The organism is Rahnella sp. 1L-D-7-B-C2, assembly GCF_057290995.1.
In genome coordinates this window covers 53,010-79,984 of the sequence record NZ_JBXAVQ010000009.1, presented here as the reverse complement: position 1 = coordinate 79,984, position 26,975 = coordinate 53,010, and the positions used below count along the sequence as shown (strand labels likewise).

The following is a 26,975-nucleotide window of genomic DNA, read 5'->3' as shown; positions in this document are numbered from 1 at the left end:
GGAGAGTCAGAATGTCGAATTTAATTCGTCAGTTTTTACGCTTGGAAGCCGCAGGGGGGATCGTACTGATCCTGGCTGCCATCGTGGCATTAATCATGGCCAACAGCCCTTTACAGGGCGCTTATCAGGCATTTTTGGATATTCCGGTCACACTGCGTTTTTCAGAATTGCTGATCGATAAACCACTTTTACTCTGGATTAACGATGGTCTGATGGCGGTATTTTTCCTGATGATCGGTCTCGAAGTGAAGCGTGAGCTGTGCGAAGGGGCGCTGGCGAACCGCGAGCAGGCATTATTCCCAGCCATTGCTGCGGTGGGCGGCATGGTTGTACCAGCCCTTATTTACTTACTGTTCAATGGCGGCGATGAGATTGCCCGTCAGGGCTGGGCTATTCCGGCGGCCACTGACATTGCATTTGCATTGGGCGTGATGGCGCTGTTGGGTTCCCGCGTGCCGACTGGCTTGAAAGTCTTCCTGCTTGCACTGGCGATCATTGACGATCTCGGGGCGATTGTGATCATTGCGCTATTCTATAGCCATGATGTCTCCATGATGGCGTTGGGGCTGTCTGCAGTTTGCATCGCGGCATTGGCATTTATGAACTGGCGCGGGGTGACAAAACTGACACCATACCTGATTGTCGGCGCGGTGTTCTGGGTCTGCGTGCTGAAGTCTGGCGTTCACGCCACGCTCGCCGGTGTGATCCTCGGGTTCCTGATCCCGCTGAATACTAAAGATAAAAAACCGTCACCGGCGCGTCGTCTGGAACACGGTATTCATCCTTATGTCGCGTGGTTTATTTTGCCGGTCTTTGCGTTTGCTAACGCGGGGATCTCTTTAGAGGGCGTTTCTGCTGCCGGTGCTTTCTCCCTGTTACCGATGGGTATCGCTGCCGGATTGCTGTTAGGTAAACCACTGGGCATCATTCTTTTCAGCGGTGTAGCACTAAAATTGGGTGTGACCCGTATGCCATCAGGCATTACCTTTAGCCAGATAGTTGCCGTGTCAGTGTTGTGCGGTATCGGCTTTACGATGTCGATTTTTATCGGCTCACTGGCCTTTGCGACGCGTGATCCTGCACTGCTGACTTACGCAAAAATGGGTATCCTGATGGGCTCTGTTGCTTCTGCCGTATTGGGTTACATATTGCTAAGCCGTGCTTTACCTAAGAAAGCCCTCAAATAGTGATGAACAGGCTGCATGCACGGAGGCATGCAGCCTGATGCAGACTTCATATTTCAGGAGCGGATGAAAACATGCCTCATATTAACTACAACCATTTGTATTATTTTTGGCACGTCTGTAAACAAGGTTCTGTCGTAGGCGCCGCCGAGGCGCTCTATCTGACGCCACAGACCATCACCGGGCAGATTAAATCGCTTGAGGAACGGTTAGGTGGCAAACTTTTCAAACGTCAGGGTCGCGGTCTGGTGCCCTCTGAGTTGGGGCAGTTGGTTTATCGCTACGCCGATAAGATGTTCACCCTCAGCCAGGAAATGCTGGATATCGTTAATTATCGCAAAGAGTCGAGCCTGTTGTTTGACGTTGGCGTGGCCGATGCGCTGTCGAAACGGCTGGTCAGCCGTGTGCTGAAAGCTGCCGTACCGGACAACGCACAAATTCATTTGCGATGTTTTGAATCCACCCACGAAATGCTGCTGGAACAGCTGAGCTTGCATAAGCTGGATATGATTCTGTCGGACTGCCCGGTGGATTCAACGCAGCAGGAGGGGTTGTTCTCAGTCAAGCTGGGTGAGAGTCCGATCAGCTTCTATTGCTGCAACCCGCCAGCGGGTGCCGATTTTCCTGCCTGTCTGGAACAGAGTCCGCTGCTGATCCCCGGGCGTCGTTCGATGCTGGGACGGAAATTGCTGAACTGGTTTAATACGCAGGGATTGAAAGTGAACATTCTCGGTGAGTTCGATGATGCGGCACTGATGAAAGCGTTCGGGATGAACAACGATGCGATATTTGTCGCGCCGGCGATTTACTCTTCTACTGAGTTTAAGGAAGAAAAAATTATTGAAGTGGGGCGCGTGGAGGGCATTTTGGAAGAGTACTACGTGATTTTTGCCGAACGCATGATCCAACATCCTTCGGTTCAGCGGATTTGTCACACTGATTTTTCGGCGCTGTTTGAGCTGTAGTAAAAGCAGAGGCTCAAATTTTAGATATAAAAAAACCGGCGTGAGCCGGTTTTTTTATCAAGCATATCAGCGTAATGCAATTATTGCATTGCGTTGATTTGCGCAGTCAGGTTTGACTTATGACGCGCTGCTTTGTTTTTGTGAATCAGGCCTTTACAAGACTGACGATCCACAATTGGTTGCATTTCGTTAAATGCATTTTGTGCAGCAGCTTTGTCGCCTGCTGCAATAGCCGTGTATACCTTCTTGATAAAGGTACGCATCATTGAACGGCGGCTCGCGTTATGCTTACGACGTTTTTCTGACTGTACGGCGCGTTTCTTAGCTGATTTGATATTAGCCAAGGCCAACTCCCAAATATTTTTCTATTGATGAACAATTCAAAGGCCGAGGAATATGCCTTTTCGGTCTTCTGTTGTCAACGGATTTGTGCAAATAAGCGGCGTTTTAAAGCGTGAACTTTACACGTCGCTTGTTACGTTGTGATGGCGCAGGATTTTAACAGCTTCCGGCATCGGAATACAGTCTTTCGCGAGAAAAATCGACAGGAGAGTGTACAAACTGCCCACGGCGGCCATTAACGCTTTGTTTATGCGAAAAGTCACGCATTCCCTGCTCGAAAGGAAAGATTTTCATCGCCACGCCGCCATTTGAACCGCAATATCTGCCGTATGCAAGAGAGAATGGTGTGATCCTGCGAATCGCTGGTTAACCTTGCGGGCTGTACAAGGTATAATCCGCCGATTTCCATCTTTATGAGTCAGCATTGGATTTGAGCCAGCTATGGAGCTAATTCGCGGAATACACAATATTCGAGCACGCCATCATGGATGTGTGCTGACTATTGGCAATTTTGATGGTGTACACCGAGGCCATCAGGGCCTGATCGAACAGCTGAAGCTGGAAGGTCAACGTCTGGGTCTGCCGGTGATGGTGATGATTTTTGAACCACAGCCGCTGGAACTGTTTGCGGGTGATAAAGCCCCTGCACGCTTAACCAGCCTGCGTGACAAAGCCAAGTATCTGGCCGGGTGCGGCGTAGATTATCTTTTATGTGTGCATTTTGACCCCCGGTTTGCTGCACATATGGCGCAGGCGTTTGTTTCCCAACTGCTGGTCGAAAAGTTGGGCGTTAAATTCCTGACCGTCGGGGATGATTTCCGCTTTGGCGCTGGTCGTCTGGGGGATTTTGAGCTGTTGCAGAAAGCCGGGAAAGAGTATGGCTTTGAAGTGATCAGCACCCAGACCTTCCGCGAAGGCGGAAATCGCATCAGCAGCACCGCTATCCGTGATGCGCTGCGTGACGATGATTTAGCACTGGCCGAAAATTTACTGGGCCATCCGTTCAGTATCTCAGGGCGCGTCGTCCATGGTGATAAGCTGGGACGTACTATTGGTTTCCCAACGGCCAACGTGCCGTTAAAGCGCGTGGTTTCACCGGTTCGCGGCGTGTATGCCGTAGAAGTTCTCGGCCTTGGCCCGGAACCTTTGCCGGGCGTTGCCAATATTGGTATTCGTCCGACGGTCGGTGGCGTGCGCAAGCAGTTGGAAGTTCACCTGCTCGACACCACATTAGATTTATACGGGCGCCACATTGACGTGGTGCTTCGCGCAAAATTGCGCAACGAACAGCGTTTCTCCTCGCTTGATGCGTTAAAGCAACAAATTGCGAACGATGAGGTGACGGCCCGGGAATTTTTCGGGTTAAAGACACCACGCTAAACTTGTACTGACAGGCGTGTCACAACGCCTGGAATCCAGCCGAAAAACGGAACCGAGAATCTATGAGTGACTACAAGAACACCCTGAATTTGCCGGAAACAGGGTTCCCGATGCGTGGCGATCTGGCCAAGCGTGAACCTGACATGCTGAAGAATTGGTATGACCAGGATCTGTACGGGATTATTCGTGCTGCCAAGAAAGGCAAGAAAACCTTTATCTTGCATGACGGCCCTCCGTATGCGAACGGCAGCATTCATATTGGTCACTCAGTAAACAAAATTCTCAAAGACATGATTATCAAGTCCAAAGGACTTGCGGGCTTCGACGCGCCGTATGTTCCGGGCTGGGATTGTCATGGTCTGCCGATTGAACTGAAAGTTGAACAGCTGATTGGTAAGCCGGGCGAGAAAGTCACGGCGGCAGAATTTCGTGAAGCCTGCCGCAAGTATGCCGCTGAACAGGTTGAAGGTCAGAAGAAAGATTTCATCCGTCTGGGCGTGCTCGGTGACTGGGATCATCCGTATCTGACCATGGACTTCAAAACTGAAGCCAACATCATTCGTGCGCTGGGTAAAATCATCGGCAATGGTCATCTGCATAAAGGTGCAAAACCTGTTCACTGGTGTACCGATTGCGGCTCTTCACTGGCTGAAGCCGAAGTTGAATATTACGACAAAGTATCTCCGTCTATCGACGTGACGTTTAATGCGACGGATGCTGCCGCTGTTGCTGCGAAATTTGGTGCCACTGGTTTCAATGGTCCGATTTCTCTGGTCATCTGGACCACCACCCCGTGGACCATGCCGGCTAACCGCGCGATTTCACTTAACGCTGAGTTTTCTTATCAGCTGGTGCAGATTGAAGGTCAGTGCCTGATCCTGGCCACCGATCTGGTTGAAAGCGTGATGAAGCGTGCCGGTATCACTGAGTGGACCGTGTTGGGCGAATGCAAAGGTGCGGATCTTGAACTGCTGCGATTCCAGCATCCATTCCTCGGTTTCGATGTGCCGGCCATCCTTGGTGATCACGTCACTCTCGATGCCGGTACCGGTGCTGTACATACCGCACCTGGTCACGGTCCTGATGACTTTGTCATTGGCCAGAAATACGGTCTGGAAGTCGCAAACCCGGTTGGACCGAACGGCTGCTACTTGCCTGGTACTTACCCGATGCTGGATGGCAAATTCGTCTTTAAAGCTAACGATCTGATCGTTGAACTGCTGCGTGAGAAAGGCGCACTGTTGCACGTTGAGAAAATGAACCACAGCTATCCGTGCTGCTGGCGTCACAAAACGCCGATCATCTTCCGCGCTACGCCACAATGGTTCATCAGCATGGATCAGAAAGGCTTGCGTCAGAAATCTCTGGAAGAGATCAAAGGTGTGCAGTGGATCCCTGACTGGGGTCAGGCGCGTATCGAAAACATGGTCGCTAACCGTCCTGACTGGTGTATTTCCCGTCAGCGTACGTGGGGCGTCCCGATGTCTCTGTTTGTTCATAAAGATACCGAACAGCTTCATCCGCGCAGCCTTGAGCTGATGGAAGAAGTGGCAAAACGCGTTGAAGCCGATGGCATTCAGGCGTGGTGGGATCTGAATCCTGAAGAGATTCTGGGCGCAGACGCTGCCGATTACGTCAAAGTGCCAGATACGCTGGACGTCTGGTTTGACTCCGGTTCTACGCATTCCTCCGTTGTAGACGTGCGTCCTGAGTTCAACGGTCATTCACCGGATCTGTATCTTGAAGGTTCTGACCAGCATCGCGGCTGGTTCATGTCTTCTCTGATGATTTCCACGGCAATGAAAGGCAAAGCGCCTTACAAACAGGTACTGACTCACGGTTTCACCGTCGATGGTCAGGGCCGTAAAATGTCTAAATCCATCGGTAACACCATCGCGCCTCAGGACGTGATGAATAAGCTGGGTGGCGACATTCTGCGTTTGTGGGTGGCATCTACGGATTACACCGGCGAAATCGCCGTGTCCGACGAAATCCTCAAACGTGCTGCCGATTCTTATCGCCGTATCCGTAACACCGCGCGCTTCCTGCTGGCGAACCTGAACGGTTTCGATCCGGCGCTGCACAGCGTGGCCCCGGAAGAAATGGTTGTATTGGATCGCTGGGCAGTTGGCCGCGCGAAAGCCGCCCAAGACGAGATCATTGCTGCGTACGAAGCCTATGATTTCCACGGCGTTGTTCAGCGTCTGATGCAGTTCTGCTCGATCGAAATGGGTTCCTTCTATCTGGATATCATCAAAGATCGCCAGTACACCGCGAAGAGCGACAGCGTTGCGCGCCGCAGCTGCCAGACCGCGCTGTATCACATCTGCGAAGCACTGGTACGCTGGATGGCGCCAATCATGTCCTTCACTGCTGATGAAATCTGGGCTGAACTGCCGGGTAACCGCGAGAAGTTCGTCTTTACCCAAGAGTGGTACGACGGTCTGTTTGGCCTGATCGGTAACGAATCCATGAACGATGCGTTCTGGGATGAGCTGCTGAAAGTGCGTGGCGAAGTGAACAAAGTGATCGAACAGGCGCGTGCTGATAAACGTCTGGGCGGTTCTCTGGAAGCCGCCGTGACCTTATATGCAGACGACGCGCTGGCAACAGATCTGCGTTCTCTGGGCAACGAACTGCGCTTTGTGCTCCTGACTTCCGGTGCGAAAGTTGCCGCGCTGTCTGAAGCGGATGATTCAGCGCAGGCCAGCGAATTGCTGAAAGGCCTGAAAATTGGTCTGGCAAAAGCTGAAGGCGAGAAGTGCCCGCGCTGCTGGCATTTCACCACTGACATCGGCCAGAATGCGGAACACAGCGACATCTGTGGCCGTTGTGTGACTAACATTGCCGGTGACGGCGAAGAGCGTAAGTTTGCATAATGACTAAACCTTTCTGTTCTACCGGACTCCGCTGGCTTTGGCTGGCGGTTCTCGTCGTTATCGTCGATCTCGGCAGTAAGTTTCTGGTCATGGGGCATTTTCAGCTCGGTGAGTCCATGCCGCTGATTCCGTTCTTTAATCTGACCTACGCTCATAACCCGGGCGCAGCGTTCAGTTTCCTGGCGGATAAAGGTGGCTGGCAGCGCTGGTTCTTCACGGCGATTGCGTTGGTTATCGTGGTGGTTCTGCTGGTGCTGATGTACCGCAGCAGTGCAAAGCAGCGTCTGAATAACATTGCATTTGCGATGATCATTGGTGGCGCGCTGGGCAACATGTTTGACCGTATGGTGCACGGCTTCGTGATCGACTTTATCGATTTCTACGTGAACGACTGGCACTACCCGATCTTTAATCTGGCCGACAGCTTTATCTGCGTTGGCGCAGTGCTGGTCGTGCTGGAAGGTTTCCTCGCGAAACCGAACGAAGCGGCGAAGACCAAAGGATAAGAAATATGTCTCAACAGGTGAAACACGACAGCGCCGTGCTGGTACATTTTACGTTGAAGCTTGAAGATGGCTCGACGGCAGAATCTACCCGCGCGAATGGAAAACCTGCGCTGTTTCGCCTCGGCGACGGCAGCCTGTCTGACGCGCTGGAAAATCAGCTGACCGGATTGAGCGTTGGGGATAAGCATGCTTTTACTCTGTCCCCGGAATCGGCTTTCGGTACCAAAAGCCCGGATCTGGTGCAGTTCTTCTCGCGTCGTGATTTCCAGGAAACAGGGGTGCCGGATGTCGGCACCATCATGCTGTTCAGTGGTCGTGACGGTAATGAAATGCCGGGCGTAGTGCGTGAAGTGACAGAAGATTCGATCACTGTTGATTTCAATCATCCGCTGGCGGGACAGTACATCGATTTCGATATCGAAGTGCTGGAAATCGACCCGCAACTGGAGGAGAAACATGCAGATATTGCTGGCTAACCCACGCGGTTTTTGTGCAGGTGTCGATCGCGCCATCAGCATTGTTGAACGTGCGCTTGAGCTGTATGGCGCACCGATTTACGTGCGTCATGAAGTGGTACATAACCGTTATGTGGTTGACAGCCTGCGTCAGCGTGGTGCGATTTTCATCGAGCAAATCAGCGAAGTACCGGACGGCTCAATCTTGATTTTCTCCGCCCACGGGGTTTCCCAGGCGGTTCGGGCGGAAGCGAAAGAACGTGATCTCACTATGCTCTTTGATGCCACTTGTCCGCTGGTGACCAAAGTGCATATGGAAGTCGCGCGTGCCAGCCGTAAAGGCACTGAAGCGATTCTGATTGGTCATGCCGGTCATCCGGAAGTTGAAGGCACCATGGGCCAGTACAGTAATCCGAAAGGCGGCATGTATCTGGTCGAGGCGCCGGAAGATGTGTATAAATTGCAGGTAAAAGACGAAAACAACCTGTGCTTTATGACGCAAACCACGCTTTCGGTGGATGACACGTCGGCCATCATTGATGCGTTGCGCGATCGGTTCCCGAAAATTATCGGGCCGCGTAAAGATGATATTTGCTACGCCACCACTAACCGTCAGGAAGCTGTGCGAACGCTGGCCGATGGCGCGGATGTGGTGCTGGTTGTCGGATCGAAAAACTCCTCCAACTCCAACCGTCTGGCGGAGCTGGCTCAGCGCGTCGGTGTGCCTTCCTATCTGATCGATTCTGCGGCGGATATTCAGGAAAGCTGGCTGAAAGATGCAAAAAGCATCGGCGTCACGGCGGGCGCCTCCGCACCGGATATTCTGGTGCAGGATGTGATAAGCAAGCTGAAAACCTTTGGCGGGATGGATGTGATTAACATCGAAGGGCGCGAAGAGAATATCGTGTTTGAAGTGCCAAAAGAACTGCGTGTGGATGTGAAACAGATCGACTGATTTGTCTCACTTACCGTGCAGAAAATCAAAAACCGGCTCATTCGTGGCCGGTTTTTTTATGGGCGTTCTGGCCGATTTAAGCCTTTTGTAGTTTGAACAAATTCTGTGGCGCACCCACCGTTGACGTTTGTACATGCAGCAGCGCGCCTTCCAGCGCGTGAGGAGCGTCGAGATTTTTACGGGCTGACGTGATGTAGAGTTCGGTCATATCAGGGCCGCCAAAAGTACAGCAACTTGGCTGCGTCACAGGTACCGGCACGGTATCAAGAGTCAGCAATTCACCCTGATTAATTTGCTGGCGTAACAGACATTTCGATCCCCAGCAGGCGGTGATCAGCCACCCATTTTGTGCCAGCGCTGAACCATCCGGAGATTTATCACCGGAAGAAAAGCAAGAGATCTTCTGCGGATTAATACGGCGTGCGTTGGCAGAGTAGAAGCGGTTTTTCTTCGTATCTGCAAACCAGACTTTGCCTTCATACCAGACCAGGGTGTTGGTGATCCCCACGTTATCGAGCATCATTTCAGGTGCATCGGCACCTGCTTCATAGCGATACCACGCGCCGTTATTTTTTTCCTCTTTGATATCCAGCGTGCCAAACCATAGCGAACCGTCCGGCGCGATAGCGGCTTCGTTCGGTCGTGTACCTTCTGCACCAGGATACCCGCACAATGTCTGGCGGCTTTTGTTTTCGTAATCGTACAAATGGATGCCATCCTGAGAGACGAGTAAAAACTGGTTACGTTTCTCCGTCATCAGTACGGCGCTGGTTACGCTCGGCAGGTCGTGGATTTCAGTTTCTTTTGTCTCGGGCCAGTAACGCAAAACGCGCTGAGCAAGAATATCGACCCACAGCAATGATTGCGTGCGCTGGCACCAGACGGGTGTTTCACCCAATTCGGCTCGATAATCGCCAATGGCGGTCACGTCGGACCGGAATAATACGGACATCGTAAAGCGCTCCTTGAAGGATAAGATGTGGTTGCATTCAGTCTAGTCCGGCTTTGCCCGCGTGGGATAGGGGAAAAGGTGTAAAAATAAAGGGCCGGCACGTCAATAAGACGTAAACCGGCCCCTGAAGTTAAGGTTTTTGAAATTTAGAAATCGTATCTCAGGCGAACGAGGTTCATATCACCACGATCATCGGTGGTGGAGCTGAATACGTGTTCGTAATCGACGCGGAAGCCGTAATCCATCTGAACAGACAGACCCAGACCATTATCAATACGCTGATAATTACGGCCAGTGACGTAAGTCATACGGTCGCCCATGAAGTAAGGCTGAACCGTTTTCACTGCGTACTGATTGATTGGGAATGCGTAGCCCAGGAAGTATTCCAGGCCGTAAGCGTCGCCCGCGAAATAGTTATTATCCGTTTTCTTTTTGGTGGTCAGGAAGTTGTTGTAATAACCGCCACCGAAAGAGGCTGTCCAGTTGCCCGGTTTCCAGCTGAGCGCCGTACCGACAATATTCTGGTCGTAATTCGTGGAGCTGTGCTGACCCGGGTTTTTCATTTCTGCGTTGGTATAGTTATACGCAGTACCCCATGTCAGATCTTTAGTGATGTGGTAATCCACACCCACAGAGCCGCCGCCTTTACGTTTATAACGCAGGCCGTCGCCGGTCAGCAGATCGTTATCTGAGAACAGGTAAGAGGCGTAAACATCTGCCGCCCCGAAGGTGTTTTTGTATTTCAGCATTTTACGGGAGCGGTAAGACCCGTCGTAGTCGCCGTTGACCCCGTTACCTGGCGCCTGGCCGAGCATGTCGTAATCCCATATATCGGTTTTAGCGCCGACCACATCGTAGTACACGCTGTTTTGCTGGCCGTAGGTCAGCTGACCGTAGGTTTTGCTTTTCAGGCCGGTGTAGAGCTGGCGACGCGTGGTGTTGTGAGCGCCGTCCGCGTAGTGGTCGTCCCAGCCCATCAGGGCAGGGAAGTTGACGCCCAGTTCGTAGTAGCTGACCCAGCTGATATCATCAAACAGATAATAATCAGTGGAGAAACGGAAGCGGGAGCCGCCGTCGAAGCCATTATTTTTATACGAACCTTTATCTTTATCGCCGGTTTCCATATTCCACTGCGGACGAATACTCCCGCCAATCTGGAAGTTTAAACGGCTCAGGGGATCGTTAGGTTGTGGATCTTGCTTGATCAGCGTGATTTCTGCGTGTGAAGCGAAAGATGCCAGACCAAATAACAGGCCAGCAGTAGCCACCTGAGTGACTTTGTTCAATTTGAAGTTCATGTAATTCCCTTGCCAACACCTTGTTTTGAAATAACTAACAGTGAAATTGGACATGTGTGTTTTTGTATTTTCCCCTTACTCATGACAATCAGGTAAGGGTGAAGACGCGCCTCATGCATCCAGGCTACTTAATTTTTGACCGGTCAGAAATTAAATTTCGCCGGTTAAAATTAGCTGGCTACTTATTATCATATTTATTGATTTAATCAATATGATTTGATGGCATATAATAAAAAATTAATGTTTTAGATCTAAGTTGTAAGCTGATAGCTGCTTTTTTGTCATTCAGGCAGAATGAAATAATGCGTTTGCAGATGTCGCTGACAGATTGTCTTTCATCAGACACCGAATACTGTAAAACTGAATTCTGAGGGAAGGGCGCAAATTCCACTACGCGAACGGTGCCCTGATGTGCGGCTGAATTGATTTCAGACACTTATGCAGAAAAGTGAATCGTTATGCGAACAGGATTTTTGCACGTTTTTACAGCTTTCCCCTCTCTCAGTTCCAGTTTGGCTATTCGGTTAACACAAATCATTTAAGTTGGTAACCTTAAATCAGATGCTTTTTACTGATATTAACCAGCCTGTATCATAATTTTCTAATTATGAGGCAATTTTGCTGGCTACCCGATAACAGGGTGGCTAACCTGATTCTGTTTTACGGCAGAACCCCTATAAAAAGAGAGTATTTATGAGTAACGCTGATATTCGCATGGCCATCGTTGGCGCAGGTGGTCGTATGGGCCGGCAGCTGATCCAGGCCGTTTCTGAAGCCGAAGGCGTGGTGCTTGGCGCGGCATTGGAGCGTCCGGGTTCCACGCTTGTGGGCACCGATGCCGGTGAGCTGGCGGGGATCGGAAATGCAGGCGTCAAAGTGAATGAAGATCTGAACGCTGTAGCGAACGATTTTGATGTACTGATCGATTTCACCCGTCCGGAAGGTACGCTGGCGCATCTGGAATTCTGTCAGAAACACCATAAAGGTATGATTATCGGCACTACGGGCTTCGATGATGCAGGTAAGACCGCGATTAAGCAGGCTTCTGAGGTCATTCCGGTGGTTTTCGCCGCCAATTTCAGCGTGGGCGTGAACGTCGTTCTCAAACTTTTAGAAAAAGCCGCCAAAGTGATGGGCGACTATACCGATATCGAAATTGTGGAAGCCCACCACCGTCATAAAGTAGATGCGCCATCAGGCACTGCGCTGGCGATGGGCGAAGCAATTGCCGGTGCGCTGGGACGCGACCTCAAGGAGTGCGCGGTGTATGCCCGTGAAGGACATACCGGCGAGCGCGATCCAAAAAGTATTGGTTTTGCCACTATCCGTGCCGGCGATATCGTTGGTGAACATACCGCGATGTTTGCTGATATCGGCGAGCGTGTTGAGATTACACACAAGGCTTCCAGCCGCATGACCTTCGCAAATGGCGCTGTTCGTGCAGGAAAGTGGATTTCGTCGCATAAGTCAGGTCTTTATGACATGCGCGACGTGCTTGGGTTAGATGATTTGTAGAAAATGATTTAGATGTGATGTGGTTGTTTTGGTCATAATATTTTGATAAAAGGGCAGTTCCTTGATTGCCCTTCTCTTTTTTATTGAAAAATACGGGTTTAATGCCAATTGGTAATGGTAACTTGTTTTATTTATGGTTTACTGTTTTTTTAACATGCCATGTGAGTGTTTTTTAAACTCATCCGATCTCCCTCACTGACTCTTACCCACTTTTATCACTGATTTTCAGACATCGTCTTCCGCAAACGGTTACTATGCTCACTTAGGCCATGCTTTCGTGGCTGTGACGAAGCCTTTTCACTGAGTTGTGCGAAAAATAGAGAAATAGTGGCGCTTTTGGTAGACAAACCGGACTGCCCTCATTAGAATGCGCGCAATTTGCCGAAAATTGGCTTCCGGAGCGATTTTTGCATTGATTTAGATCGGGTTATCTGAATTAATATGCAAATATTGTGATTTATTATTCTTGGAGGATGCTTTGATAAAGTCAGCGTTATTGGTTCTGGAAGACGGAACCCAATTCCACGGTCGGGCCATCGGGGCAGAAGGTTCGGCAGTGGGGGAAGTGGTCTTCAATACGTCGATGACCGGTTATCAAGAAATCCTCACTGATCCTTCCTATTCCCGCCAGATTGTCACTCTCACTTATCCCCATATCGGTAATGTCGGCACCAATGCCGCAGACGCAGAATCTTCCGCAGTACACGCTCAGGGCCTGGTCATTCGCGACCTTCCTCTTATTGCCAGCAACTACCGCAGTGAAGAAAACCTTTCTGATTACCTCAAACGCAACAACATCGTAGCCATCGCCGACATCGATACCCGCAAGCTGACCCGTCTGTTACGTGAAAAAGGCGCACAGAACGGCTGCATCATCGCGGGCGATTCTCCGGATGCCGAACTGGCGCTGCAAAAAGCCAAAGCGTTCCCGGGCCTGAAAGGGATGGATCTGGCGAAAGAAGTGACGACCGCTGAATCTTACAGCTGGCAGCAAGGCAGCTGGACGCTTGAAGGCGAGCTGCCGGAAGCGAAGAAACAAGACGAACTGCCATTCCACGTGGTGGCTTATGATTACGGCGCAAAACGCAACATCCTGCGTATGCTGGTGGACCGCGGTTGCCGCCTGACGGTAGTTCCGGCGCAAACGCCTGCCGCTGACGTGCTGAAACTCAATCCGGATGGCATCTTCCTGTCTAACGGCCCTGGCGACCCGGAGCCTTGTGACTACGCCATCGCCGCCATCAAAACGTTCCTCGAAACGGATATCCCGGTCTTCGGGATCTGCCTCGGCCATCAGTTACTGGCATTAGCCAGCGGCGCAAAAACGCTGAAAATGAAACTGGGCCACCACGGCGGGAACCATCCGGTTAAAGATATCGACAACAATGTGGTGATGATCACCGCGCAAAACCACGGCTTCGCAGTAGATGAAAACAATCTGCCCGCGACTCTGCGTGTGACTCACAAATCGTTGTTCGACCACACGGTTCAGGGTATCCACCGCACGGACAAACCGGCGTTCAGCTTCCAGGGTCACCCTGAAGCCAGCCCGGGCCCGCACGACGCGGCGCCACTGTTCGATCACTTCATCGAACTGATTAACGCTTTCCGCGCTTCTCACAACAACGCCGCTCTTACAGGCAAATAAATCAGGAGCAAGAAAAAATGCCAAAACGTACAGACATAAAAAGCATCCTGATTCTGGGCGCGGGCCCGATTGTGATCGGCCAGGCTTGTGAATTTGACTACTCGGGTGCACAGGCGTGTAAAGCGCTGCGTGAAGAAGGTTACCGCGTCATTCTGGTGAACTCTAACCCCGCGACCATCATGACCGACCCGGACATGGCTGATGCGACTTATATCGAGCCGATTACCTGGGAAGTGGTACGCAAAATCATCGAAAAAGAGCGCCCGGACGCCGTATTGCCGACCATGGGCGGCCAGACCGCGCTGAACTGTGCGCTGGAACTGGAACGTCAGGGCGTGCTGGAAGAATTCGGCGTGACCATGATCGGCGCGACCGCAGATGCCATTGATAAAGCTGAAGACCGCCGCCGTTTCGACGTGGCGATGAAAAAAATCGGTCTGGACACGGCGCGTTCGGGCATCGCCCATACAATGGAAGAAGCGCTGGCGGTTGCCGCTGACGTCGGCTTCCCGTGCATTATCCGTCCTTCATTTACCATGGGCGGCACCGGTGGCGGTATCGCGTACAACCGCGAAGAGTTTGAAGAGATTTGCGAACGCGGTCTGGATCTTTCCCCAACCAAAGAGCTGCTGATTGATGAGTCGCTGATTGGCTGGAAAGAGTACGAGATGGAAGTGGTGCGTGATAAAAACGACAACTGCATCATCGTCTGCTCTATCGAAAACTTCGATGCAATGGGCATCCACACCGGTGACTCCATTACTGTGGCACCGGCGCAGACCCTGACCGACAAAGAATACCAAATCATGCGTAACGCCTCGATGGCAGTACTGCGTGAAATCGGCGTAGAAACCGGTGGCTCCAACGTCCAGTTCTCAGTGAACCCGAAAAATGGCCGTCTGATTGTTATCGAAATGAACCCACGCGTCTCCCGTTCCTCTGCACTGGCTTCAAAAGCGACTGGCTTCCCGATTGCCAAAGTGGCGGCCAAACTGGCTGTGGGTTATACCCTCGATGAACTGATGAACGACATCACCGGCGGTAAAACGCCTGCGTCGTTTGAACCGTCCATCGACTATGTTGTGACAAAAATTCCTCGCTTCAACTTCGAAAAATTCGCCGGTGCTAACGACCGTCTGACTACGCAGATGAAATCTGTCGGCGAAGTGATGGCGATAGGCCGCACGCAGCAGGAATCCCTGCAAAAAGCGTTACGCGGTCTGGAAGTTGGCGCAAGCGGCTTCGACCCGAAAGTGAATCTGGATGACCCGGAAGCGCTGACCAAAATCCGTCGCGAGCTGAAAGAAGCCGGTGCCGAGCGTATCTGGTACATCGCCGATGCCTTCCGCGCCGGGATGTCCGTTGACGGTATCTTTAACCTGACCAACGTTGACCGCTGGTTCCTGGTGCAGATTGAAGAGCTGGTGAAACTGGAAAACGAAGTGGCCGAAGGCGGCTTCAACATCCTGACCCACGACTATCTGCGCATGCTCAAACGTAAAGGCTTTGCTGACCTGCGTCTGGCGACTCTGGTGGGCGTTTCAGAAAGTGAAGTCCGCAAACTGCGCCACAAATACAATCTGCATCCGGTCTACAAACGCGTGGATACCTGCGCGGCGGAATTCTCTACCGATACCGCCTACATGTACTCCACGTACGAGGAAGAGTGCGAATCCAACCCGACTAACGACAAACCAAAAATCATGGTGCTGGGCGGCGGTCCGAACCGTATCGGTCAGGGGATTGAGTTCGACTATTGCTGCGTGCATGCCTCACTGGCGCTGCGTGAAGACGGTTACGAAACCATCATGGTGAACTGTAACCCGGAAACCGTATCCACCGATTACGACACCTCCGACCGTCTGTACTTCGAATCCGTAACGCTGGAAGACGTGCTGGAAATCGTGCGCATCGAGAAGCCAAAAGGCGTCATCGTGCAGTACGGCGGGCAGACGCCGCTGAAGCTGGCGCGTGAGCTGGAAGCCGCTGGCGTGCCGATTATCGGCACCAGCCCGGACGCGATTGACCGCGCCGAAGACCGCGAGCGTTTTCAGCAGGCGGTTCACCGTCTGGGCCTGAAACAGCCAGCGAACGCCACCGTAGCGACCATCGAACAAGCTGTTGAGAAAGCCAGCGGTCTGGGTTATCCGCTGGTAGTCCGCCCGTCTTATGTTCTGGGTGGCCGCGCGATGGAAATCGTGTATGACGAAATCGACCTGCGCCGTTACTTCCAGAACGCCGTCAGCGTCTCCAACGACGCGCCGGTGCTGCTGGACCGCTTCCTGGATGACGCGATAGAAGTTGACGTCGATGCGATTTGTGACGGTGAGCGCGTACTGATTGGCGGCATCATGGAGCACATCGAACAGGCTGGCGTGCACTCCGGTGACTCCGCATGTTCGCTGCCTTGCTACACGCTGAGCAAAGAAATTCAGGACGTGATGCGTCATCAGGTTGAGAAGCTGGCCTTCGAGCTGAGCGTTCGCGGCCTGATGAACGTCCAGTTCGCGGTGAAGAACAACGAAGTCTACCTGATTGAAGTCAACCCACGCGCCGCGCGTACCGTACCGTTTGTCTCTAAAGCGACCGGTGTACCGCTGGCGAAAGTGGCTGCCCGCGTAATGGCTGGTCAGACGCTGGCGCAGCAGGGCATCACCGAAGAAGTTATTCCGCCTTACTACTCCGTGAAAGAAGTGGTGCTGCCGTTCAACAAATTCCCAGGCGTTGACCCGATTCTGGGGCCGGAAATGCGTTCTACCGGTGAAGTGATGGGCGTTGGCCGCACCTTCGCTGAAGCCTTCGCCAAAGCGCAGCTTGGCAGTAACTCCGGCATGAAGAAAGCGGGGCGCGCGCTGTTGTCAGTGCGTGAAGGCGATAAAGGTCGCGTAGTCGATTTGGCGGCGAAACTGCTTAAACGCGGCTTTGAGCTGGATGCAACCCACGGTACCGCCGTCGTGCTGGGCGAAGCCGGGATAAACCCGCGCCTGGTCAACAAGGTGCATGAAGGCCGTCCACACATTCAGGACCGTATTAAAAACGGTGAGTATGTGTACATCGTCAACACCACGGCTGGCCGTCAGGCGATTGAAGATTCCAAGCTGATCCGTCGCAGCGCTCTGCAATACAAAGTGCATTACGACACCACGCTGAACGGCGGTTTCGCCACAGCGATGGCACTGTCTTCAGACCCGACAGAGCAGGTGATTTCAGTGCAGGAAATGCACGCGAAAATCAAAGGCTAATGGCATAATCGGTAAGCAAAAGGCGCGGCGAAAGCTGCGCCTTTTTCATTTTATGCCTCCGACTTTCACCCGAACGCCGAAAGTTGCGTATGCTGAAGTAAATAAAATAAGACAAGAGACCTGCATGATTTTAATCATTTACGCCCATCCTTATCCGCGCCATTCGCGGGCCAATCAGGGATTACTCGCGGCGGTAAAAGACCTGCCGAACGTAGAAATCCGTTCGCTGTACGATCTTTACCCCGACTTCAACATCGATGTGAATGCCGAACAGAAAGCCGTTGAACGTGCCGATATGGTGGTGTTCCAGCATCCTATCCAATGGTATAGCCTGCCGCCGTTGCTAAAACTTTGGATCGATAAAGTTCTGGAACATGGCTGGGCTTACGGCCATGAAGGCAACGCGCTGAACGGCAAACATTGTTTATGGGCTGTGACCACCGGCGGAAACGAGCATCATTTTGAACTCGGCGATCACCCGAATTTCGACGTGCTGGCGCAGCCTTTACAGGCGACGGCGGTCTACTGCGGCATGCACTGGCAGCCGTATTTTGCAGTGCACAATACGTTTATCTGCGATGAAGTCGCACTGAAAGCGGCGGGCGAAGAATACCGTCGACGCTTAACAGCATGCCTGAGTCTGAAAGAAGGCTGTGCGCCGGAGGTCGAAAATGGACAACCATAATCTGATGATTGAAGGGCTGATTTATCTGGGGTCGGCGGCATTGTTTGTGCCGATCGCGGTACGCCTCGGATTAGGTTCAGTTCTGGGTTATCTCATCGCCGGCTGCATTATTGGCCCGTGGGGACTGAAGCTGGTCTCGGACGCCGAATCGATTCTGACCTTTGCGGAGATTGGCGTGGTGCTGATGTTGTTTGTCATCGGGCTGGAGCTGGATCCTAAACGTCTGTGGACCATGCGCGCTTCGGTCTTTGGCGGTGGCAGTATTCAGATGGTTGGCTGTGGCGTGGTGCTTAGCGCATTCTGCTACTTCCTGGGTCTGGACTGGAAAATCGCCATGTTGATCGGCCTGACGCTGGCGCTGTCTTCTACCGCCATTGCCATGCAGGCGATGAGTGAACGCAGCCTGACCGCAGCGCCAATAGGTCGCAGCGCGTTTGCCGTCCTGCTGTTCCAGGACATTGCGGCGATCCCTTTGGTCGCAATGATCCCCTTGTTGGCGAGTACCGGTGAAGCCACCACGCTGATGAGCTTCGGACTTTCTGCCGCGAAAGTGGCCGGTGCGCTGGTGCTGGTGATCCTGCTCGGACGTTATGTCACACGTCCGCTGCTGCACTTTGTAGCCCGTTCCGGCATGCGTGAAGTGTTCAGCGCCGTGGCGCTATTTCTGGTATTCGGTTTCGGTATTCTGCTGGAAATGGCGGGTATGTCGATGGCAATGGGCGCATTTTTGGCGGGGGTTCTGCTGGCGAGTTCCGAATACCGTCACGCACTGGAAAGCGATATTCAGCCGTTTAAAGGTTTGTTGCTCGGGCTGTTCTTTATCGGCGTCGGTATGTCTATCGACTTTGGCACGCTGGTTCATCAGCCGTTGCTGATTGCCACATTGCTGGTCGGCTTTATGGCGCTGAAAGCTGCCTTGCTGTGGCTGATCGCACCGTGGCTGGGCGTACCAAAAAAACAGCGTGGACTGTTTGCCATTCTCATCGGGCAGGGCAGTGAATTTGCTTTCGTTATTTTCAGCACCGCACAAATGGCCGGGGTGTTGCCGGTTGAATGGGCGAAAGCGCTGACGCTGGCCGTAGCGTTGTCGATGGCGGTTACGCCATTGCTGCTGGTTCTCGCCGCACGTATGGAACGTAATGCGCCGCAAGACGATCGTCCGCAGGACACTATCGATGATGAAAACGCGCAGGTGATCATCGCCGGTTTTGGCCGCTTCGGGCAGATTGCCGGCCGTTTGCTGCTGGCGAATAACGTGCATACCGTGGTGTTGGATCATGACCCGGATCATATCGAAACGCTGCGCAAGTTTGGCACCAAGGTCTTTTACGGCGATGCCACCCGTGTGGATTTGCTGGAATCCGCAGGCGCCGCGCAGGCCAAAGTGTTGATCAACGCTATCGATGATGTCGAAGCCAACCTGCAACTGACCGCGCTGGCGAAAGAGCATTTCCCGAACCTGAGGATTATCGCCCGTGCGCGAGATGTCGATCACTGGTATCAACTGCGTCAGTTAGGCGTCGAAGCGCCGGAGCGTGAGCTGTTCGAAGGTTCTCTGCGCGTTGGCCGTGAAGTACTGGAAACGCTGGGGTTGGATGCTTATGAAGCCCGCGAAAAAGCCGATCTGTTCCGTCGCTACAACCTGAAAATGCTGGAGGCAACGATCGCGAATTACGAAGATACCGAGTTCCGCATCGCCAGTATGCAGCGTGCGAAAGACATGCTGAGTGCGGCCATCGAGCAGGATCAGGAACGTCTGGCCTCAGAGCAACAACAGGGATGGCGTGGCAGTATCGACGGCAAAGCACCGGAGAATGAAGTGATTGAAGCGAAGAGTTAACGAAGGATGAAACCCGAAGCCGGTGCCTGAAATGCACCGGCTTTTTCATGGCTGTAGGTTATCAGCTGAGTGCAACTTTGATGCCTAAACCAATCAACACACCGCCCAGCAGTTTATCGATAATCTTCTGCGCTTTCGCCAGACCGCGACGCACCGGTGCGCTCTGAATGAGGAGAGCCAGTGAAGGCCACCAGACAGTGGAAAGGCCAACGATGATCGAGGCATACCAGAGTTTCTCGCCGATGCTGGAGTCTATCTGCAAGACCTGGGTAAACATCGCCAGGAAAAACAGCGTCGCCTTCGGATTTAGCAAGTTGCACAGATATCCCTGCACAAACGCCGTGCGCAGTTTCACTTGCTGCGGTTCCAGTCCGTCAAGATTCATCTTGCTGTTGCTGCGTGAAAACAGTGCCTGAATACCCACCCAAATCAGATAAGCCGCCCCGACGTATTTCAGCAAATCAAACAGCCACGGGGTGGTGGTGATAACGACAGCCAGACCTGCGACGCAGTAAGACATATGCGTGATCACGCCACAAATTACCCCGAGCGATGTCATCAGTGCCGCAACGCGAGGGTAGCGAGCCGCATTTTTGATCACCAGAAAGAAATCAGGGCCGGGAGAGAGCATGCCGAGGAAGGCGATACTGGCAACAAAAAGGGAGGTTTCAAGCATGAAAGTAACCGTCGTCAATGTTCAGAACAAAATATGGCCGCATGATACGTCAATCTTCACTCCGGCGTATCACACTTATTGGCTTTTTTTACGGGCGGTAACGGTATGCAAGACCCTGTCGTTGAATATCAGGAACGTGAAAGTCCGCAGGCACATTATCAGCGTGAAATTACCCGGCTGTGTATCGAATGTGCCTTGCTGCTGTTACAGCACGGTGCCGAAAGTATGCTGGTGGAGCAACTGCCCGCGCGGCTGGGTATTGCGCTGGGCATGGAACGGGTGGAAAGCTCGATTTCCGCTAATGCCGTGGTGCTCAGCACGCTGTGCGGCGGCTATTGCCTGACCTCGACGCGTAAAAATGTCGATCGAGGGATCAACATGCAGGTAGTGACTGAAGTACAGCATACGGTGATTCTGGCTGAGCATAAGTTGCTCGATAGCGCGCTGGTGGCGAAACGTCTGAGCCATATTAAGCCGCTGCGCTATCCCCGTGGGGTGATGATCCTGATGGTGGCGCTGTCCTGCGGTTGCTTTAGCAAACTCAACGGCGGCGGCTGGGATGCGTTCAGCGTGACATTTTTAGCCAGCGGCGTGGCGATGGCGGTACGCCAGACGCTGACCATCCGCCACATGAATCCGCTGATCAACTTTTGCTGCACCGCTTTTGTCGCAACGTCGATTTCCGGTTTACTCATGCGTCTCGACTTTTTTCATCTGACGTCGAACGTGGCGATGGCCGCCAGCGTGTTGCTGCTGGTGCCCGGTTTTCCACTGATTAATGCGGTGGCAGACATGTTCAAAGGCCACGTGAATACCGGACTGGCGCGCTGGGCGATGGCCAGTCTGCTGACGCTGGCGACCTGCATCGGCGTAGTAATGGCCATGGCGTTGTGGGGATTACGGGGGTGGTCATGAGTCTTTTGTGGGCACTGATTCAGGATATGTTACTGGCCGCCGTACCGGCGCTGGGTTTTGCGATGGTGTTCAATGTCCCGCCTCGGGCGTTGCGCTACTGTGCGCTGCTCGGCGCGCTGGGGCACGGCTCCCGTATGCTGATGATGCACGGCGGGATAAACATTGAGTGGGCTTCTTTGCTGGCGGCTATACTCATTGGCATCATAGGGATCCGCTGGTCGCGATGGCTGCTGGCGCACCCTAAAGTTTTCACAGTGGCGGCCGTTATCCCCATGTTCCCCGGCATTTCTGCGTATACGGCGATGATTTCGATGGTGGAGATTTCGCACCTCGGCTACAGCGAGGCGCTGATGTCTACGATGGTCACCAATTTCCTGAAGGCCAGTTTTATCGTCGGGGCATTATCGATTGGATTATCTTTGCCGGGGCTGTGGCTGTATCGCAAACGTCCCGGTGTGTAAGTCTGTTAAGAGTACGCTTATATCTTTGTAAAGCGTGAGTCTCCCTATCGACGGCTGATAGGGCTTTCCGTATAGTGGCAGCTCTTTTTTCGGGTCACGGTTTTATTCCTTTTCTACACAGGGTTTCACAATGATTATTAGCCTGATCGCCGCACTGGCGACCGATCGCGTTATTGGCATGGAAAACGCTATGCCTTGGCATTTACCCGGTGATCTGGCCTGGTTTAAGCGTAATACGCTCAATAAACCCGTCATCATGGGTCGTAAAACGTTTGAGTCGATAGGGCGCCCTTTACCTGGCCGACTGAATATTGTCATCAGCTCTAAACCTGGCGAGCACGAAGGCGTGACCTGGGTGACGTCTGTTGATGCAGCTCTGGCCGCGGCCGGTGGTGTGGAAGAAGTGATGGTGATGGGCGGAGGCCGTGTGTATGAGCAGTTCCTGCCGAAGGCCAACCGCTTATATCTCACTCATATCGATGCCGAAGTGGAAGGGGACACGCATTTCCCTGACTACGAGCCAGATGACTGGGAAAGTACCTTTAGTGAATTCCACGACGCTGACGAGCAGAACTCACACGGCTACTGCTTCGAGATCCTTGACCGCCGCGCCTGATTTAAGAGCGGCACTCAGCAAAAAGGCACCTCTTCGAAGGTGCCTTTTGTTTTTAAGCGCAGTAAGAGCCTGATTATTCGGCTTTTGGAACGACGGCTTTCTCTTTTTCAGGACGGCGATGTGAAGGTTCGGTGAAATAGGTTTTGTCTTCCCAACGCAGCATCGTCATATCACCGCCCCAGCAGCAACCTGTGTCCAGCGCATAAATTCCTTCCGGCGCACCTTTGCCTTCCAGCGAAGCCCAATGGCCGAATGCAATACTGTATCCGGCTTTCTGCAACGGCCCCGGAATATTAAACCAAGGCTTGAGCGGCTTAGGCGCGTTTTCAGGCGTGTCCTTGCAGATCATATCCAGCTGGCCGTTCGGGAAGCAGTAACGCATACGGGTAAACGCATTGGTGCTAAAACGCAGACGCGCCAGACCCGTGAGTTCCGGATGCCAGTTGTTCGGCATATCGCCGTACATCGCGTCGAGGAACAGCGGGTAAGTGTCGCTGCGCAGAACGGCTTCCACTTCACGCGCACACATCTGTGCGGTCTCCAGATCCCACTGCGGAGTAATGCCGGCGTGGGCCATCACCAGTTTCAGCTCTTCATCCACCTGCAGAACCGGCTGACGTCGCAACCAGTTGATCAACTCATCGGCGTCTTCGGCCTCAAGCAGCGGCGTAATACGGTCTTTCGGTTTGTTAAAGCTGATGCCCGCAAAAACCGCCAGCAAATGCAGATCGTGGTTACCGAGCACCATGCGTACAGAATCGCCCAGACCACTGACAAAACGCAGAACTTCGAGGGATGACGGGCCACGGGCGACTAAATCGCCAGTCAGCCAGAGACAATCATTTTGCGGATTAAAATCCACCTGCGCCAATAGCGCCTTGAGTTCATCGATGCAGCCGTGAACATCACCAATAAGGTATGTCGACATAGGGGATTAATTTATCAGTGTAGGGATGGCGAGGCGGAAGACCGGGACAGGCACACGGAAGATTTCACCGTCTTGTGCGACCATTTCATAATGGCCTTCCATGGTACCAAGTGGCGTTTCTAAAACAGCACCGCTGGTGTAGTGAAATTCACTGCCGGGCAGGATCAATGGTTGTTCGCCAATAACCCCTTCGCCCTGTACTTCCGTTTGCTGACCGTTACTGTTGGTGATCAGCCAGTAACGGCGCAGGAGCTGCACATTAAAACGCCCCAGATTGCGGATGGTGATGGTGTAAGCGAAGACGAAACGCTCTTCTTCCGGTATCGACTGAGACTCAATGTAGACACTTTGCACCTGAACACAAACGCGGGGCGAATTAAGCATATCGCTACTCCTGAGGTTCTGTTGTTTTCGGTCGGGTAGATAACCAGTTAGCCAGTTTACAGAATTGCTCAACAGAAATATTTTCAGCACGCATCGACAGATCCAGACCCAAGGCGCTCATCTGTTCTGGTGTGAACAAGTGACCCAGGCTGTTACGGATTGTCTTGCGACGCTGGTTAAACGCATCGGTTGTCAGACGACTCAGAATGCGGATATCTGAAACCGGATACGGGATCACGTCGTGTGGAATCAAACGCACGACGGCAGAATCGACTTTTGGTGCCGGTGTGAAGGATTCTGGCGGAACTTCCAGAACCGGGATCACGTTACAGTAATACTGTGCCATAACGGTTAAACGACCATACGCCTTGCTGTTCGGCCCTGCCACCAGACGGTTTACCACTTCCTTTTGCAACATGAAGTGCATGTCTTTGATGGCATTAGTATAGGTGAACAGATGGAACATCAACGGGGTAGAGATGTTATACGGCAGGTTGCCGAAGACGCGCAGCGGCTGGCCGAGTTCTTCTGACAGTTCCGCGAAATTGATTTTCATGGCATCAGACTGAATGACGCGTAATTTGCCCTGAAACTTAGGATTGCTCTCCAGACGTGCGGCCAAATCTCGGTCAATTTCGATAACCGTCATGCTGTCCAGACGTGAAGCGACAGGTGCCGTCAACGCTGCCAGACCGGGCCCGATTTCGACCACCGCTTGCCCTGGCATTGGGTGAATAGCCGACACGATGCTATCAATCACAAATTGATCGGTTAAAAAGTTCTGGCCGAAACGTTTACGGGCAAAGTGCCCCTGGTGGACTCTACTATTCATTGTTTTTATTTATCAGTTTGTTGTGGATCAAAAGTATTGATTGCCATACGAATGGCGAGATTTATTGCTGTCCTGAAACTGCCCGCATCGGCGGTGCCGGTGGCGGCGAGTTCAAGCGCGGTACCGTGATCAACCGAGGTCCGGATAAAAGGCAGGCCAAGCGTGATATTCACTGCGCGGCCGAATCCCTGATATTTTAGCACCGGAAGGCCCTGATCGTGATACATGGATAAAACAGCATCAGCGTGTTGTAAATATTTCGGCTGAAAAAGGGTATCTGCGGGCAGCGGACCGATGAGATTCATTCCCTGCTGGCGCAGTTCCTCCAGTGCAGGAATGATCGTGTCGATCTCTTCGTGCCCCATATGACCGCCTTCTCCGGCATGCGGATTCAAGCCGCACACGTAAATCTGCGGTTCACCGATGCCGAATTTGGTTTTCAGGTCATGATGAAGAATGGTGATCACTTCATGCAGGCTTTGACGGGTAATGGCACCCGGCACGGCCAGCAAAGGTAAATGCGTGGTCGCCAGTGCGACGCGCAGTTCCTCCGTCGCCAGCATCATCACCACACGATCGCAGTGGCTGCGATCGGCAAAGAATTCGGTATGACCGATAAACGGAATGCCAGCATCATTGATGATGCTCTTTTGCACCGGGCCAGTGATCAGCGCAGCAAATTCGCCGCTGATTGCGCCGTCACAGGCTCTGGCGAGCGTTTCCACCACGTATGCGCTGTTCGCGACGTCAAGCCTGCCCGCTGTTACTGGCGCGGCGGTTTTCACCGGCAATACGGTCAACGTACCTGCAGCCTGAGGCTGTGCAGGCCGTCCCTGTTCATAGTCGCGTAACTGAATCGTCAGACCCAGTATCTCTGCACGCTCAAGCAGCAGGGCCGGATCGGCACATACCACCAACTCAACAGGCCATGCCTGCTGAGCCAGCGCCAGTACCAGATCCGGCCCAACCCCGGCAGGCTCGCCGGGGGTGATGACCACAGATTTTGTCACGGAAGTATTATTTACCATTACCATCCATAATTTTCACATACGCTTCAGCACGTTGTTCCTGCATCCACGTCTGTGCTTCTTCCGCAAACTTACGGTTGAACAGCATGCGGTAAGCGCGTTCTTTCTGTGCAGCATCGGTTTTATCGACCTGACGGGTATCGAGCAGTTCGATCAGATGCCAGCCAAAAGCAGAGTGCACTGGTGCGCTCATCTGGCCTTTTTTCAGGTTCATCAGCGCATCGCGGAACGCCGGATCATACATGTCCGGAGACGCCCAGCCTAAGTCACCACCCTGAAGGGCAGAACCCGGATCCTGAGAAATTTGTTTAGCTTCGTCAGCAAACGTCGCTTTACCGCTTTTAATATCAGTAGCAACTTCTTCCAGTTTCGCCTTAGCCTGTGCGTCGGTCATCACGACAGAAGGTTTCAGCAGGATGTGACGTGCATGGACTTCGGTGACGGAGACCGTTTTGTTATCACCACGGATATCGTTCACTTTCAGAATATGAAAACCCACACCTGAACGGATTGGACCGATAATCTGGCCTTTCTGTGCGGTACTGAGCGCCTGAGCAAACAGGGAAGGAAGTTCCTGCAATTTGCCCCAGCCCATGTTGCCGCCTTTCAACGCCTGTGAGTCAGCTGAATAGGTGATAGCCAGTTTGCCGAAATCAGCACCATTGTTCAGATCGGAGACAATTTTCTTCGCCTGTTCTTCTGCAGCATCAACCTGATCCTGCGACGGATTTTCTGGCAGTGACAACAGGATATGGCTGAGATTGAACTCAGCGCTGCCGCCATTTTGTGCCGCAACCTGTTTGGACAGCTGATCCACTTCCTGAGGCAGGATAGTGACGCGACGACGGACTTCGCCGTTACGCACTTCACTTATCAGCATTTCTTTACGGATCTGGGCACGATAAGTGCTGTAATTCAGACCGTCGTACGCCAGACGGCTACGCAACTGATCTACGCTGATGTTGTTCTGCTGAGCAATACCGGCAATGGCTTTATCCACGTCCTGATCGGTCAGCGTGATGCCCATTTTCGACGCCATCTGAAGCTGGATCTGGTCCATGATCAAACGATCAAGGATCTGGTGGCGTAAGGTCGCATCATCAGGCAGCTGTTGTTTAGCCTGGCCTGCTTGCTGTTTAACCGACTGCATTAAACTATCGACGTCACTTTGTAACACGACACCGTTGTTCACAACGGCGGCGACTTTATCAACTTCCTGAGGGGCTGCAAACGCAGTGCTGGCACAAAGCGTCACGCCGAGGAGAAGTGTTCTCCAGTTCTTCATACTT

At 52.7% G+C, this 26,975-nt stretch carries 25 protein-coding genes; 15 read left to right on the top strand and 10 right to left on the bottom strand.

The features are described 5' to 3' along the window. The first annotated feature begins 11 nt into the window (after positions 1-11). Both nhaA and nhaR read left to right on the top strand, forming a co-directional pair. Positions 12-1,187, top strand: coding sequence for a Na+/H+ antiporter NhaA (gene nhaA / locus AC0Z7K_RS15605; RefSeq protein ID WP_413527784.1), 1,176 nt, complete (start codon positions 12-14; stop codon positions 1,185-1,187). Between the two features lie 71 nt (positions 1,188-1,258). Beyond that, entirely contained in the window at positions 1,259-2,149 is an 891-nt protein-coding gene (nhaR, locus tag AC0Z7K_RS15600; protein WP_485615116.1) for a transcriptional activator NhaR, read from the top strand. Positions 2,150-2,229: 80 nt separating this feature from the next. Here the strand turns inward: nhaR and rpsT are convergent, their stop codons facing one another. Both rpsT and AC0Z7K_RS15590 read right to left on the bottom strand, forming a co-directional pair. Next, the gene (rpsT, locus tag AC0Z7K_RS15595) at positions 2,230-2,493 is read right to left on the bottom strand and encodes a 30S ribosomal protein S20 (protein ID WP_056776784.1); all 264 of its coding nucleotides are present in this window, start codon (positions 2,491-2,493) and stop codon (positions 2,230-2,232) included. A gap of 117 nt (positions 2,494-2,610) precedes the next feature. Beyond that, a complete protein-coding gene (locus AC0Z7K_RS15590) occupies positions 2,611-2,754 on the bottom strand; it encodes a hypothetical protein (RefSeq protein WP_413527786.1) in 144 nt (47 codons plus the stop codon). A gap of 178 nt (positions 2,755-2,932) precedes the next feature. Here AC0Z7K_RS15590 and ribF point away from each other — a divergent pair, with 178 nt between their 5' ends. The 5 genes from ribF to ispH all read left to right on the top strand — a co-directional run bounded on the left by ribF (position 2,933) and on the right by ispH (position 8,666). Further along, complete coding sequence (gene ribF / locus AC0Z7K_RS15585; RefSeq protein WP_485615115.1) at positions 2,933-3,871, top strand: bifunctional riboflavin kinase/FAD synthetase; 939 nt, start codon at positions 2,933-2,935, stop codon at positions 3,869-3,871. 62 nt (positions 3,872-3,933) lie between these two features. After that, on the top strand, positions 3,934-6,750 hold the full coding sequence (ileS, locus tag AC0Z7K_RS15580; protein WP_485615114.1) for an isoleucine--tRNA ligase: 2,817 nt from the start codon (positions 3,934-3,936) through the stop codon (positions 6,748-6,750). Then, a complete protein-coding gene (lspA, locus tag AC0Z7K_RS15575; RefSeq protein WP_112168208.1) occupies positions 6,750-7,256 on the top strand; it encodes a signal peptidase II in 507 nt (168 codons plus the stop codon). The genes ileS and lspA overlap by 1 nt, the downstream gene beginning before the upstream one ends. Positions 7,257-7,261: 5 nt before the next feature. Beyond that, complete coding sequence (fkpB, locus tag AC0Z7K_RS15570; protein ID WP_413527788.1) at positions 7,262-7,732, top strand: FKBP-type peptidyl-prolyl cis-trans isomerase; 471 nt, start codon at positions 7,262-7,264, stop codon at positions 7,730-7,732. Continuing rightward, the gene (ispH, locus tag AC0Z7K_RS15565) at positions 7,713-8,666 is read left to right on the top strand and encodes a 4-hydroxy-3-methylbut-2-enyl diphosphate reductase (protein WP_413527789.1); all 954 of its coding nucleotides are present in this window, start codon (positions 7,713-7,715) and stop codon (positions 8,664-8,666) included. The genes fkpB and ispH overlap by 20 nt, the downstream gene beginning before the upstream one ends. A gap of 76 nt (positions 8,667-8,742) precedes the next feature. Here ispH and AC0Z7K_RS15560 read toward each other — a convergent pair whose 3' ends face one another. After that, complete coding sequence (locus AC0Z7K_RS15560; protein ID WP_485615113.1) at positions 8,743-9,618, bottom strand: SMP-30/gluconolactonase/LRE family protein; 876 nt, start codon at positions 9,616-9,618, stop codon at positions 8,743-8,745. A gap of 146 nt (positions 9,619-9,764) precedes the next feature. Beyond that, a complete protein-coding gene (locus tag AC0Z7K_RS15555; protein WP_485615112.1) occupies positions 9,765-10,916 on the bottom strand; it encodes a porin in 1,152 nt (383 codons plus the stop codon). A 693-nt stretch (positions 10,917-11,609) separates the two neighbouring features. Between AC0Z7K_RS15555 and dapB the strand changes: the two genes are divergently transcribed. From dapB to kefC, 5 genes are all read left to right on the top strand, one after another. Beyond that, positions 11,610-12,431: a 4-hydroxy-tetrahydrodipicolinate reductase gene (dapB, locus tag AC0Z7K_RS15550; protein ID WP_485615111.1), complete on the top strand. Its 822-nt coding sequence runs from the start codon at positions 11,610-11,612 to the stop codon at positions 12,429-12,431. A gap of 478 nt (positions 12,432-12,909) precedes the next feature. Next, complete coding sequence (gene carA / locus AC0Z7K_RS15545) at positions 12,910-14,079, top strand: glutamine-hydrolyzing carbamoyl-phosphate synthase small subunit (RefSeq protein WP_485615110.1); 1,170 nt, start codon at positions 12,910-12,912, stop codon at positions 14,077-14,079. Between the two features lie 17 nt (positions 14,080-14,096). Then, positions 14,097-17,321: a carbamoyl-phosphate synthase large subunit gene (gene carB, locus AC0Z7K_RS15540; protein WP_413527794.1), complete on the top strand. Its 3,225-nt coding sequence runs from the start codon at positions 14,097-14,099 to the stop codon at positions 17,319-17,321. Between the two features lie 124 nt (positions 17,322-17,445). Further along, a complete protein-coding gene (gene kefF / locus AC0Z7K_RS15535) occupies positions 17,446-18,006 on the top strand; it encodes a glutathione-regulated potassium-efflux system oxidoreductase KefF (RefSeq protein WP_485615109.1) in 561 nt (186 codons plus the stop codon). Next, complete coding sequence (gene kefC / locus AC0Z7K_RS15530; RefSeq protein ID WP_485615108.1) at positions 17,993-19,846, top strand: glutathione-regulated potassium-efflux system protein KefC; 1,854 nt, start codon at positions 17,993-17,995, stop codon at positions 19,844-19,846. The genes kefF and kefC overlap by 14 nt, the downstream gene beginning before the upstream one ends. Before the next feature lie 61 nt (positions 19,847-19,907). Here kefC and AC0Z7K_RS15525 read toward each other — a convergent pair whose 3' ends face one another. Further along, positions 19,908-20,522 (bottom strand): LysE family translocator, encoded by a 615-nt coding sequence (locus AC0Z7K_RS15525; RefSeq protein WP_413527797.1) that lies wholly within the window; start codon positions 20,520-20,522, stop codon positions 19,908-19,910. A gap of 105 nt (positions 20,523-20,627) precedes the next feature. Between AC0Z7K_RS15525 and AC0Z7K_RS15520 the strand changes: the two genes are divergently transcribed. From AC0Z7K_RS15520 to folA, 3 genes are all read left to right on the top strand, one after another. Continuing rightward, entirely contained in the window at positions 20,628-21,437 is an 810-nt protein-coding gene (locus tag AC0Z7K_RS15520; RefSeq protein ID WP_485615107.1) for a threonine/serine exporter family protein, read from the top strand. Continuing rightward, a complete protein-coding gene (locus AC0Z7K_RS15515) occupies positions 21,434-21,898 on the top strand; it encodes a threonine/serine exporter (protein WP_413527799.1) in 465 nt (154 codons plus the stop codon). The genes AC0Z7K_RS15520 and AC0Z7K_RS15515 overlap by 4 nt, the downstream gene beginning before the upstream one ends. A 130-nt stretch (positions 21,899-22,028) precedes the next feature. Continuing rightward, entirely contained in the window at positions 22,029-22,514 is a 486-nt protein-coding gene (gene folA / locus AC0Z7K_RS15510; protein WP_112168225.1) for a type 3 dihydrofolate reductase, read from the top strand. Between the two features lie 73 nt (positions 22,515-22,587). On the opposite strand, the gene apaH is transcribed toward folA, so the two are convergent. From apaH to surA, 5 genes are read right to left on the bottom strand one after another with little or no spacing between them, the layout of a single operon-like run. Further along, positions 22,588-23,442 carry a bis(5'-nucleosyl)-tetraphosphatase (symmetrical) ApaH gene (gene apaH, locus AC0Z7K_RS15505; RefSeq protein WP_485615106.1) on the bottom strand — a complete coding sequence of 285 codons (855 nt, stop codon included), beginning with the start codon at positions 23,440-23,442 and terminating at the stop codon, positions 22,588-22,590. 6 nt (positions 23,443-23,448) lie between these two features. Beyond that, on the bottom strand, positions 23,449-23,826 hold the full coding sequence (gene apaG / locus AC0Z7K_RS15500) for a Co2+/Mg2+ efflux protein ApaG (RefSeq protein ID WP_112168227.1): 378 nt from the start codon (positions 23,824-23,826) through the stop codon (positions 23,449-23,451). A 4-nt stretch (positions 23,827-23,830) separates the two neighbouring features. Further along, a complete protein-coding gene (gene rsmA, locus AC0Z7K_RS15495) occupies positions 23,831-24,658 on the bottom strand; it encodes a 16S rRNA (adenine(1518)-N(6)/adenine(1519)-N(6))-dimethyltransferase RsmA (RefSeq protein WP_056776854.1) in 828 nt (275 codons plus the stop codon). Positions 24,659-24,663: 5 nt separating this feature from the next. Continuing rightward, on the bottom strand, positions 24,664-25,686 hold the full coding sequence (gene pdxA, locus AC0Z7K_RS15490) for a 4-hydroxythreonine-4-phosphate dehydrogenase PdxA (RefSeq protein ID WP_485615105.1): 1,023 nt from the start codon (positions 25,684-25,686) through the stop codon (positions 24,664-24,666). Beyond that, positions 25,676-26,971 carry a peptidylprolyl isomerase SurA gene (gene surA, locus AC0Z7K_RS15485; RefSeq protein WP_485615104.1) on the bottom strand — a complete coding sequence of 432 codons (1,296 nt, stop codon included), beginning with the start codon at positions 26,969-26,971 and terminating at the stop codon, positions 25,676-25,678. The genes pdxA and surA overlap by 11 nt, the downstream gene beginning before the upstream one ends. Positions 26,972-26,975: the final 4 nt, after the last annotated feature.

What these genes read in the sequence shown, in the direction of transcription:
- nhaA (WP_413527784.1), top strand. Translation starts at nt 12, where the DNA reads ATGTCGAATTTAATTCGTCAGTTTTTACGCTTGGAAGCCGCAGGGGGG.
- nhaR (WP_485615116.1), top strand. Translation starts at nt 1,259, where the DNA reads ATGCCTCATATTAACTACAACCATTTGTATTATTTTTGGCACGTCTGT.
- ribF (WP_485615115.1), top strand. Translation starts at nt 2,933, where the DNA reads ATGGAGCTAATTCGCGGAATACACAATATTCGAGCACGCCATCATGGA.
- ileS (WP_485615114.1), top strand. Translation starts at nt 3,934, where the DNA reads ATGAGTGACTACAAGAACACCCTGAATTTGCCGGAAACAGGGTTCCCG.
- lspA (WP_112168208.1), top strand. Translation starts at nt 6,750, where the DNA reads ATGACTAAACCTTTCTGTTCTACCGGACTCCGCTGGCTTTGGCTGGCG.
- fkpB (WP_413527788.1), top strand. Translation starts at nt 7,262, where the DNA reads ATGTCTCAACAGGTGAAACACGACAGCGCCGTGCTGGTACATTTTACG.
- ispH (WP_413527789.1), top strand. Translation starts at nt 7,713, where the DNA reads ATGCAGATATTGCTGGCTAACCCACGCGGTTTTTGTGCAGGTGTCGAT.
- AC0Z7K_RS15560 (WP_485615113.1), bottom strand. Translation starts at nt 9,618, where the DNA reads ATGTCCGTATTATTCCGGTCCGACGTGACCGCCATTGGCGATTATCGA.
- AC0Z7K_RS15555 (WP_485615112.1), bottom strand. Translation starts at nt 10,916, where the DNA reads ATGAACTTCAAATTGAACAAAGTCACTCAGGTGGCTACTGCTGGCCTG.
- dapB (WP_485615111.1), top strand. Translation starts at nt 11,610, where the DNA reads ATGAGTAACGCTGATATTCGCATGGCCATCGTTGGCGCAGGTGGTCGT.
- carB (WP_413527794.1), top strand. Translation starts at nt 14,097, where the DNA reads ATGCCAAAACGTACAGACATAAAAAGCATCCTGATTCTGGGCGCGGGC.
- kefF (WP_485615109.1), top strand. Translation starts at nt 17,446, where the DNA reads ATGATTTTAATCATTTACGCCCATCCTTATCCGCGCCATTCGCGGGCC.
- kefC (WP_485615108.1), top strand. Translation starts at nt 17,993, where the DNA reads ATGGACAACCATAATCTGATGATTGAAGGGCTGATTTATCTGGGGTCG.
- AC0Z7K_RS15525 (WP_413527797.1), bottom strand. Translation starts at nt 20,522, where the DNA reads ATGCTTGAAACCTCCCTTTTTGTTGCCAGTATCGCCTTCCTCGGCATG.
- AC0Z7K_RS15520 (WP_485615107.1), top strand. Translation starts at nt 20,628, where the DNA reads ATGCAAGACCCTGTCGTTGAATATCAGGAACGTGAAAGTCCGCAGGCA.
- AC0Z7K_RS15515 (WP_413527799.1), top strand. Translation starts at nt 21,434, where the DNA reads ATGAGTCTTTTGTGGGCACTGATTCAGGATATGTTACTGGCCGCCGTA.
- folA (WP_112168225.1), top strand. Translation starts at nt 22,029, where the DNA reads ATGATTATTAGCCTGATCGCCGCACTGGCGACCGATCGCGTTATTGGC.
- apaH (WP_485615106.1), bottom strand. Translation starts at nt 23,442, where the DNA reads ATGTCGACATACCTTATTGGTGATGTTCACGGCTGCATCGATGAACTC.
- apaG (WP_112168227.1), bottom strand. Translation starts at nt 23,826, where the DNA reads ATGCTTAATTCGCCCCGCGTTTGTGTTCAGGTGCAAAGTGTCTACATT.
- rsmA (WP_056776854.1), bottom strand. Translation starts at nt 24,658, where the DNA reads ATGAATAGTAGAGTCCACCAGGGGCACTTTGCCCGTAAACGTTTCGGC.
- pdxA (WP_485615105.1), bottom strand. Translation starts at nt 25,686, where the DNA reads ATGGTAAATAATACTTCCGTGACAAAATCTGTGGTCATCACCCCCGGC.
- surA (WP_485615104.1), bottom strand. Translation starts at nt 26,971, where the DNA reads ATGAAGAACTGGAGAACACTTCTCCTCGGCGTGACGCTTTGTGCCAGC.